Consider the following 5,631-nt stretch of genomic DNA (forward strand, 5'->3'; position numbering starts at 1 on the left):
GATCGATGGCGGCAGCAGCCAAACCTGATCAACGTCCCAAGGACGAAATGTCTTGCTCATCCACCGTTTGAATCACGACGCTTGTTCTTCGTCGAGAAAAATCCGATTACTCGGACAGGCTCCTAGCTTTCGACGTCCGCGAGGCGCTGTTCGCGTTGCTCGGAAAGGACCTCACCACGATCGACGGCCTCGGTCCTTACCTCTCGCTGAAGCTGATCGCTGAATGCGGCGACGACCTCTCCTCGTGGCCAAGTGCAAAGCATTTTACCTCCTGGCTGGGACTGGCGCCGAGCAACAAGGTCTCCGGCGGCAAAATGCTCTCGTCCCGAACGCGCCGATCCGGCGGCCGGGCGGCGGCACTTCTGCGCCTTGCTGCCGTGACCGTGGGTCGTACAGACACCGCGCTCGGCGCCTTTTATAGACGGCTCTCAGCGCGCATCGGCAAAGCCAAGGCCGTGACCGCCACGGCCCGCAAGATCGCAGTTCTGTTCTACAATGCTGTGCGATACGGAATGGACTATGTCGATCCCGGGGCCTCGTCCTACGAGACGCGTTACCGGACGCGAGTGGTCAACAATTTGCATCGGCGTGCCAAGGCATTCGGCTTTGTTCTCCAGCCCTTGGAGCCGAAAGTCGGTGCTGCCGTTTCTTAGGAATCGTTCTCCAGCGTCAGTTCCCCAATCTTGGCGTGCAGTGACTTCACATCGATGGCGGGTAGCGCCACCGCGTTGCCGCCCCCAGGGCCGAACACGTCGGCGGCCCCGCCCTCAAGCTGCGCTTTCCATGATGCGATCTGATTGGGGTGGATGTCGAACTGCTCCGCCAGCTGAGCCAGTGTTCGGTCGCCTTTGACGGCGGCCTGCGCCACCTTCGCCTTGAAAACCGGTGTGTGGTTCCGGCGTGCTCGTCTGCTCATCGTTTCTCCTGATTCGCGGGCCAATCTTGCCCGCCGTCAGGCAGAAACTCCACTTATCGCATCGTTCAGATTGGTGGGGCCGGCTCTAAGCTTGTCGGCAAGCTGCCGGTCACCGGCGAACTGCTGCGTGGTTCGCTGCTGGAGCGCACGGTTCGTCACAAGCGCGGCTGCCCGAAATGTGCGCGCGGCGAAGGGCACCAGGTGTACGTGCTGACGGTGAGCTATGGCGGCGGACGCGTTCGCCAGTTCAGCGTGCGCCGTGAACGCGTTGCTGAAGTGCGCCGTTGGCTGGACAACTATCAGAAGCTGAAAGAAGCGATCGAAGCGATCTGCGAGCTCAATCACGACCTGCTGGGCCCCGATGCGGCGGCGCCGCGGGGCGGGAGGAAGACCTGCGTGTAGCGCGCCGTCGACGACAAATTATTGTGCCCGAGCAGAACCTGGATGATCCGGATGTCGGTTCCGTTCTCCAGAAGATGTGTCGCGAAGCTGTGGCGCAGCGTGTGCAGCGTGACGCGCTTGGTCAGGCCCGCAGCCTTCACCGCCGACCGGCAGGCGGCATGCAACACGGTCTGATCGATTGGATGGTCTTCGTCGCGTCCCGGGAACAGATAAAGCCGCGGCCGGGCGAGCCGCCAGTAGGTGCGCAGGATGCCGAGTAGTTGGGGCGACAGCATCACGTTGCGATCCTTCGCCCCCTTGCCGTGGCGCACCTGGATGACACCGCGAGCACTGTCGATGTCTTCGATCCGCAGTCCCGCGACCTCGGAGGCCCTGAGCCCGGCCGCATAGGCGGTGGTGAGCGCGGCGCGGCTCTTCAGGCTGGACACTGCTTCGAGGAACTGGACAACTTCGTCGGCGCTGAGCACGACCGGCAGCTTGCGCGGTTCTCGCGCATAGGGAATGCGTTCCGGGATCAGCGCCTCGCCGAGAGTAACGCCGTAGAAAAACCGCAGCGCACAGACGATTTGGTTCAGCGCCGGCCATGATATGCCGGTCGAGACCAGATGCACTTGAAAGGCGCGAACGTCTTCCAGTTCCAACCGGTCAGGCGATCGGCCAAAATAACGGCTGAACTTCGAGACCGCGCTGATGTAGGATCGCTGCGTCGCCGGCGACAGATTGCGGACTGTCATGTCCTCGATCATGCGGCGGCGAAGAGGGCTCAAATCGGCCATCTCAATACTCCTGTCTGAGGGGGTGGGCTGCAACACCCACATCCTCTCAGGCAGGAGGCGCTCTACGCCACCTCGCCGTTCACGCCGCGGTAGCGGCTTCGTTGTGTGCTGGGCATGCTCAGTAGCTTGGAGGTGAAAGTCCTCTGCCCAACCTGATGGAGGTGAAGGGCTAGCAAAGTGCAAGGGCTACCGCCGCGAGGCGGTGTCTGAAGGAAGCATCGAGCAAACGCGTGTGTCGATGGACAAAAACCGAATACAAGGCGCAAGCATCGGACAAGCGGGCAACGTACCGCGAAGTCCATATCCATCAAAGATGCGAAGCGTAGATTCGGCGACAGTGCGCGGAAGGCGGCTGAGCTTACCCCAGGAGATCTGTCCCGTGTCGCTTCGGCGACTGAGAATGCCGCGAGGCATCCTGACCGCGGGGCAGAAGTCAGCAGAGGGCATAGTGGGGTCATGTCGTCGGCGAGGCTAGTGAGGCACTCCATGCCGAAAGGTGGAGTCAACAGATAGGCCGAGCCGGGAACGGTGACTGAAGGCCCGAACGATAGGAGAGGCAAGTAGGACATGAATCTCGAGAGCAACAAGCGGCTGAACATCCAGTTGAGACTGGACTTCTCATCGACGCCGACGGGTGAAGCCCGGCAGGCGGGACGGGAAGACATCGAATCGCTCTCGGTGGTGCATGAACCCGAACGCCCAGCCAACACGAGTCGAATCATGGAGGAAATATGTGAACGAGCAAACTTGAAGCAGGCATTGCGGCAGGTGAGAAGCAACAAAGGCAGCGCGGGCGTCGACCGGATGACGGTCGATCAAGTTGGCGACTACCTGAAGCAGCACTGGCCGTCCATTCGGGAGCAATTGCTGAACGGAACCTACGAACCAAAACCGGTGAGACGGGTGGAAATCCCGAAGCCGGATGGCGGAGGGGTGCGAAAGCTTGGCATCCCAACCGTGCTGGACCGCTTTATCCAACAAGCGGTGATGCAGGTTCTGCAAAGGCAATGGAATCCAACGTTCTCCCAATACAGCTATGGGTTCCGACCGCGTCGGTCGGCGCATCACGCCGTGGCTCAAGCGCAGCAATATATTGCGCAAGGCCACGGATGGGTGATCGATCTCGATTTGGAAAAATTCTTCGATCGAGTCAATCATGACAAACTGATGGGCCAAATCGCCAAGCGCGTCGAGGACAAGCGGCTGTTAAAGCTCATTCGGGCATTTTTGAATGCCGGGGTGATGGAGAATGGACTGGTCAGTCCGAGCGTGGAAGGAACTCCGCAAGGAGGTCCTCTTTCGCCACTGCTAAGTAACCTCGTGCTCGACGAACTCGACCGCGAGTTGGAGCGCCGGGGACATCGCTTTGTTCGCTATGCGGACGACTGTAACATCTACGTTCGCAGCGAACGCGCGGGTCAGCGGGTGATGGAGAGCATCTCGCGCTTCATCACACAAAAGCTCAAGCTCAAGGTAAATGAGGCCAAGAGTGCGGTGGCACGACCGCAGGAACGAAAGTTCCTCGGGTTCTGCTTTACGGCTGGTCCGGACATCAAGCGCACGATTGCGCCGAAATCGCTGGAACGGTTCAAGCAACGAATCCGGGACATTACGCGAAGGGCCAAGGGCGTCAGCATCAAGACGACAATGGAAGAACTGGCCACCTATATGCGGGGCTGGCGCGGCTATTTCGGCTTCTGCGAAACGCCCGAGGTGCTGATAGCCCTCACTCGCTGGGTCCGACTGCGACTGCGGGCCGCTCTGTGGCGCCAATGGAAAACTCCACGGCGCCGCCGCGCAGCACTCATCGCAAATGGGGTCTCAGAGTGGGCTGCAAGGAACACGGCCGGCAGCGGCCGCGGTCCTTGGTATCTCGCCCGCAGCAGAGCCCTCTCTACTGGGCTCTCAAATGCATACTTCAAATCGCTCGGCCTGACATCCTTGTTCCAATCGTGTTAGCGCAACTTCTCGAACCGCCGTGTACGGACCCGTATGCACGGTGGTGTGGGAGGGGTGGAGCTGCGAGGCTCCCCCCTATCCCGATCAATCCTGTTGCGACGATCAATCCAATAAATCTGCCAAAGTAGATCCTATGCAGGCGCGACGGACAGGAGGTTTGTGTTACCGCTTCGGTTTCTACCTTCCCACCAGGTGCATACATAGGAGAGACGCTGATGGAAGCCCGGACAGTGAAGAACCTGCCGCCCGCCGCAACCCATGATGACGCCGTACGCTGTCTTCTTGCAATCGAATTAAGCAAGAAAAGTTGGATTGTTGCCGTCAACACGCCCTTGTCGGACAGAGTCAGTCGCCACACGTTGAAGCCCTGCGATGGGAAGGAGCTGTTGGATCTGTGCGAGCGGATCCGGACGCGAGTTGCCAGAGAAACAAAGCAGCGCGTAGAAATCGTTTCTTGCTACGAAGCTGGCTACGACGGCTTCTGGCTTCACCGCCTGCTCGAAGCACACGGCATCCGCAACTACGTCATTGATCCGGCAAGTCTGCAGGTTGATCGTCGGGCGCGTCGCGCGAAGACTGACCACGTCGATGTCGAGCGATTGCTCCGATCACTGATGGCGTATCTGCGGGGTGAGCCGAAGGTTTGGAGCGTTGTGCGCGTGCCAAGTGTTGCCGAAGAGGACAACCGTCGGCTCCATCGTGAGCGTGGTCGGTTGATTAACGAACGTATCCAACATGTCAACCGGATCAACGGACTGCTCGCGATCCATGGCATCTATGAGTACCAACCTCTGCGCCGCGATCGGATGCAGCAGCTGGAACGGTTGCGCACCGCTGATGGTCGGTCGTTGCCGCCGCGGCTCATGGCGGAAATCCTGCGCGAACTGCAGCGGTTGGAGCTTGTCATCGGAATGATCAAAACGATCGAGATGGAGCGCGATGCCATTGCATCGGCCAAGACTGAGGCGGCGGAGCATACGAGCGCAAAGAAGATCCAGGATCTGGCCACAATTAAGTGCATCGGGCCCGAATTTTCGAACACACTTGTCGGCGAAGTGTTCTACCGCTCATTCGACAATCGCAAACAATTGGCGAGCTATGTCGGTCTGACGCCAGCGCATTTCCAGAGCGGCGCGACGTGCCGTGATCAGGGGATCAGCAAGGCTGGCAACGCCAAGGCTCGCACGGTCATGATTGAGCTCGCCTGGCTGTGGTTGCGGCATCAGCCTGACAGCCCCTTGAGTATCTGGTTCCGCGATCGTGTTGGCAAACTCAAGGGCCGCATCCGGCGGATTACGATCGTCGCCGTCGCACGCAAGCTGCTGATTGCGCTCTGGCGCTATCTTGAGACAGGTCTGGTGCCTGAAGGCGCCGCTCTGAAGGTGTGACTAGATTCACTGAAAGAGGGCGAAAGGAACATTACCGATTCCAAGGCGGATGTGTGACCGGTAGCCTAGCATTACAGTTGCCTTTTTGTTTTGACGTGCGCGCGCTGAGCGGCCGCCTGATGAGCTCTACGCCAGAATGACCATGCGATGATGTGTGCGGGTTGAATACGGTTTCGAGCGAGTCTGATGG

The 5,631-nt window shown here is 59.7% G+C and carries 4 protein-coding genes and 2 pseudogenes; 4 read left to right on the plus strand and 2 right to left on the minus strand.

All coding sequences use genetic code 11. From position 1 onward, the window contains the following. Positions 1–125: 125 nt before the first annotated feature. Positions 126–653: pseudogene (locus C7G61_RS42070) on the plus strand (transposase); the annotation flags it as partial. Between the two features lie 2 nt (positions 654–655). Here the strand turns inward: C7G61_RS42070 and C7G61_RS42075 are convergent. After that, positions 656–916: pseudogene (locus tag C7G61_RS42075) on the minus strand (transposase); the annotation flags it as partial. Between the two features lie 138 nt (positions 917–1,054). Here C7G61_RS42075 and C7G61_RS47785 point away from each other — a divergent pair. Next, entirely contained in the window at positions 1,055–1,318 is a 264-nt protein-coding gene (locus tag C7G61_RS47785) for a DUF6788 family protein (RefSeq protein WP_420836846.1), read from the plus strand. Here C7G61_RS47785 and C7G61_RS42085 read toward each other — a convergent pair. Then, a complete protein-coding gene (locus C7G61_RS42085) occupies positions 1,258–2,094 on the minus strand; it encodes a tyrosine-type recombinase/integrase (protein WP_108523348.1) in 837 nt (278 codons plus the stop codon). The two genes, C7G61_RS47785 and C7G61_RS42085, sit on opposite strands and share 61 nt — an antisense overlap. 567 nt (positions 2,095–2,661) lie before the next feature. On the opposite strand from C7G61_RS42085, the gene ltrA reads away from it, so the two are divergent. Next, positions 2,662–4,053 carry a group II intron reverse transcriptase/maturase gene (gene ltrA, locus C7G61_RS42090; protein WP_108523349.1) on the plus strand — a complete coding sequence of 464 codons (1,392 nt, stop codon included), beginning with the start codon at positions 2,662–2,664 and terminating at the stop codon, positions 4,051–4,053. A 215-nt stretch (positions 4,054–4,268) separates the two neighbouring features. Then, positions 4,269–5,441 (plus strand): IS110 family RNA-guided transposase, encoded by a 1,173-nt coding sequence (locus tag C7G61_RS42095; RefSeq protein ID WP_244608770.1) that lies wholly within the window; start codon positions 4,269–4,271, stop codon positions 5,439–5,441. The last annotated feature ends 190 nt before the right edge of the window (positions 5,442–5,631 follow it).

The organism is Bradyrhizobium algeriense (assembly GCF_003062295.1).
In the GTDB taxonomy this organism is placed as follows: domain Bacteria; phylum Pseudomonadota; class Alphaproteobacteria; order Rhizobiales; family Xanthobacteraceae; genus Bradyrhizobium; species Bradyrhizobium algeriense.

Excerpts from the sequence above, each read along its gene's own strand:
- C7G61_RS42085 (WP_108523348.1), bottom strand. The coding sequence starts at position 2,094 with ATGGCCGATTTGAGCCCTCTTCGCCGCCGCATGATCGAGGACATGACA.
- ltrA (WP_108523349.1), top strand. The coding sequence starts at position 2,662 with ATGAATCTCGAGAGCAACAAGCGGCTGAACATCCAGTTGAGACTGGAC.
- C7G61_RS42095 (WP_244608770.1), top strand. The coding sequence starts at position 4,269 with ATGGAAGCCCGGACAGTGAAGAACCTGCCGCCCGCCGCAACCCATGAT.